General features: G+C 71.6%; 3 protein-coding genes. 2 read left to right on the top strand and 1 reads right to left on the bottom strand.

Annotation, left to right across the window (positions count from 1 at the left end; translation table 11 throughout):
* Together CA983_RS41690 and CA983_RS41685 are read left to right on the top strand one after the other, a co-directional pair.
* The coding region (locus CA983_RS41690; protein WP_143645743.1) for a metallophosphoesterase at positions 1–811 on the top strand (811 nt) is incomplete at its 5' end.
* 166 nt (positions 812–977) lie between these two features.
* On the top strand, positions 978–2,534 hold the full coding sequence (locus tag CA983_RS41685; RefSeq protein ID WP_086605856.1) for an ABC transporter substrate-binding protein: 1,557 nt from the start codon (positions 978–980) through the stop codon (positions 2,532–2,534).
* Positions 2,535–2,571: 37 nt separating this feature from the next.
* Here the strand turns inward: CA983_RS41685 and CA983_RS41680 are convergent, their stop codons facing one another.
* Entirely contained in the window at positions 2,572–3,318 is a 747-nt protein-coding gene (locus CA983_RS41680; RefSeq protein ID WP_086605855.1) for a TetR/AcrR family transcriptional regulator, read from the bottom strand.
* Positions 3,319–3,460 lie beyond the last annotated feature (142 nt).

Genomic DNA, 3,460 nt, shown 5'->3' with positions numbered 1-3,460 from the left:
CCCGTACCCGACGGTCCCGACAGCGGCCGCCGCGGCCGCCGCTGTCGGGACCGTCGGGTACGGGACGTACGGCGTCCTGCGCGGGCCCAAGGTGAAGCGGGTCACCGTGCCGCTGGCCAAACTGCCGCGCGCGGCGCACGGATTCCGGATCGCCGTGGTCAGTGATGTGCACCTCGGCCCGGTCCTGGGCCGCGGCTTCGCGCAGAAGGTCGTCGACACGATCAACGCGACCCAGCCCGACCTGATCGCGGTGGTCGGCGACCTGGTCGACGGCAGTGTGAAGGACCTGGGCCCCGCGGCGGCTCCGCTGGCGCAGCTGAGGGCCCGTCACGGGTCCTACTTCGTCACCGGGAACCACGAGTACTTCTCCGGCGCGGAGCAGTGGGTCGAGGAGGTCCGGCGCCTCGGCCTCATCCCCCTGGAGAACGCCCGCAGGGAGCTGCCGCACTTCGACCTGGCCGGAGTCAACGACGTGACCGGCGAGGACGAGGGCCAGGGCCCCGACTACGCCCAGGCTCTCGGCGACCGCGACACCGCACGCGCGTGCGTGCTGCTCGCCCACCAGCCCGTGCAGATCCACGACGCCGTCGACTACGGCGTGGACCTCCAGCTCTCCGGCCACACCCACGGCGGCCAGCTCTGGCCCGGCAACTTCCTCGCCGCCGCCGCGAACCCGACCGTCGCGGGCCTGGAACGCTACGGCGACACCCAGCTCTACGTCTCACGCGGCGCGGGCGCCTGGGGCCCGCCCACCCGGGTGGGCGCACCGTCGGACATCACGCTGGTCGAGCTGGCGTCGAAGCAGGCCTGACCCTGTGAGAGCGCTGTGAAACCTGACCAAAACGCCCATCGGTAAGTTCTTTCCCAACTCGGCAGATCTCCCTTCCGCCAGGTCAAACACCTGTGATTGGGTGAGGCCGCCACAAAGGGGTGTGGCACTGGCACAAGGGCCCAAGGGCCTCGGGAGGGCAAGGCCGATGCGATCGGTTCGCGTGCGGATACTCGCGGGACTGCTCGTTCTGGCGGCCGTCGCGGTGGGCGCCTGGCACCTCGTGCCGTCGAAGCGGGACGGCACGACCATCACGGTCGGCACGACGGACGCCGTCACGTCCCTCGACCCGGCAGGCGCCTACGACGCCGGCTCCTGGGCGCTGTTCAGCAACGTCTTCCAGTCGCTGCTCACCTTCGCCCCGGGCGGCACCACCCCCGTGCCCGACGCGGCCAGGAGCTGCGCGTTCGCCGGCGGCGACCTCACCACGTACCGCTGCGAACTGCGCTCGGGACTCACCTTCCCCGGCGGCCGGAAGATGACCGGCGAGGACGTGAAGTACTCCTTCGACCGGATCATGAAGATCAAGTCCCCGGTCGGCCCGGCGTCCCTGCTCGACACCCTCCGGTCCGTGGACGCCGACGGGCTGACCGTCACTTTCCACCTGTCCTCGCCCGACGCCACGTTCCCGTTCAAGGTGGCCACCGGCGCGGGCTCGATCGTCGACCACACCGCGTACCCGGCCGCCAAGCTGCGCACCGGCGACGGAGTCGACGGCACCGGCCCGTACACCCTCACCTCCTACACGAAGGACGACAAGGCGGTCCTCGCGCCCAACAACCGCTACCAGGGCGCCGTCAAGGGCGGCGCGGACCGGCCCGTCGAACTGCGCTACTACGCGACCCCCGGCGCCCTGGACACCGCCTGGAAGGACAAGCAGGTCGAGGTCGCGACCCGCCAGCTGCCGCCCGACGTCCTCGCCGACCTGAACCCGAGCGACCCCACGCAGCGCGTCTTCGAGGCGGACGGCTCCGAGACCCGCAACCTGTACTTCAACACCCGCGCGGGCAAGCCCCTGCACGACCCGAAGGTCCGGCAGGCCATGGCCTGGCTGATCGACCGCGAGCGGCTCGCCGCCACCGTCTACGACGGCACCGTCGACCCGCTGTACTCCCTGATCCCGGCGGGCCTCACCGGGCACACCGCCTCGTTCTTCGACGACTATCCCGGGCCGGACCCGAAGAAGGCACGGCAGCTGCTCACCCGGGCCGGCGTGAGCCTGCCGGTCCGCTTCACCTACGGCTACGCCAAGGGCCGCGGCGCCGGTGCGCAGGAGGCCGCCGAGATCAAGCGGGAACTGGAGGCGAGCGGCCTGTTCAAGGTCACCCTCCGGGGCTACGAGTGGACCGACTTCCAGAAGCGGTGGGCCGGCGGCGCACTCGACGCGTACGCCGTCGGCTGGGTCGCCGACTTCCCCGACCCGGACACCTTCCAAGCCGCGCTCGTCGGCACCGGCAGCGCCATGAACACCGGCTACAGCAGCAAGACCGTCGACCGGCTCATCAAGGACAGCCAGCGCTACGCCGACCGTGGCGAGGCCGACCGGGACTTCCGCTCGGTGCAGCAGGCCGTCGCCCAGGACGTACCGGTGCTGCCGCTGTGGCAGGGCAAGGAGTACGTCGTCACCACCGAGGACGTCGGCGGCGGCCAGTACCTGTCGGACGGCACGGGCGTGTTCCGCCTCTGGAGCCTCACCGGAATCTGACGCCGTGCCTGAGGCGCCGTGCTTCAGATGGCGTGGTTCAGTCGCCGGAGCGGCGCGGGGCCGCCGGATCCGGGATCGCCCGCGTCATCCCCGGCAGGAAGTCCGTGAACAGCTCGTGCACCTCGCGCACCAGCGGCCGCAGCACCCGGAAGCGGGCCAGGGCGACGCCCCGCGCGGTGAGCCGGGCGCCGCGCTCGGCGAGCCGGTAGCTGCGCTCCCGTCCCTCGGTCCGGTCGAAGATCCAGTACAGGACGAGTCCCATCTGGGACAGCCACATCAACTCGGGCAGGATGTCCCGCAGTTCCTCGGGCACCTTGGTCTTCGTCGCCCCGGCCAGCACCTCCCGGTGGACGCTGATGGCCTCCTCGCGCGCGTGCTCCGACTCCGGGGAGAAGGGGCTGAGCGGGCTGTCCGGGTCGGCGGCGTTCTTGAAGAACTGCACCGCGAACTCGTGGTAGGGGGCTGCGATGTCCAGCCACGCCCGCAGCACGCCCGCGAGCCGGGCCTCCAGATCGGTCTCCCGGTCCAGGATCTCCCGGACCGCCACCTGGTGCTCGGCGGCGATCCGGTCGTAGAAGCCCTGGATCAGGTGCTCCTTGCCCGCGAAGTAGTAGTACGCGTTGCCGACGGAGACCCCGGCCTCCGTGGCGATGGCCCGCATCGTCGTCTTGTCGTAGCCGCGCTCCTGGAACAGCCGCATGGCCGTCTCCAGGATCAGGGCGCGGGTCTGCACGGACTTGCTGGGGGTGGCGCCGTCGTCGGGGCCGTCGTTCTTCGCGGGCACGGGAAGAGAGCCTAACGGTCAGCGCCCCGGCGCCCGGCGAGGGGCGCAGGTGCCGTCGGCGCAGCCCGGCGCGGTGTAGGTCCAGCCGACGCCAGGGTCGTACGACCACCCGTCCGCCCGCCGGTACACCCGGCCGCCCCAC

It is taken from the genome of Streptomyces swartbergensis (assembly GCF_002148965.1).
GTDB classification, from domain to species: Bacteria; Actinomycetota; Actinomycetes; order Streptomycetales; family Streptomycetaceae; genus Streptomyces; species Streptomyces swartbergensis.
Note: the sequence above shows the minus strand (reverse complement) of the source record. Positions and strands in the feature narration are given on the sequence as shown.

Coding starts and splice junctions, on each gene's coding strand:
- CA983_RS41685 (WP_086605856.1), top strand. CDS start 978: ATGCGATCGGTTCGCGTGCGGATACTCGCGGGACTGCTCGTTCTGGCG.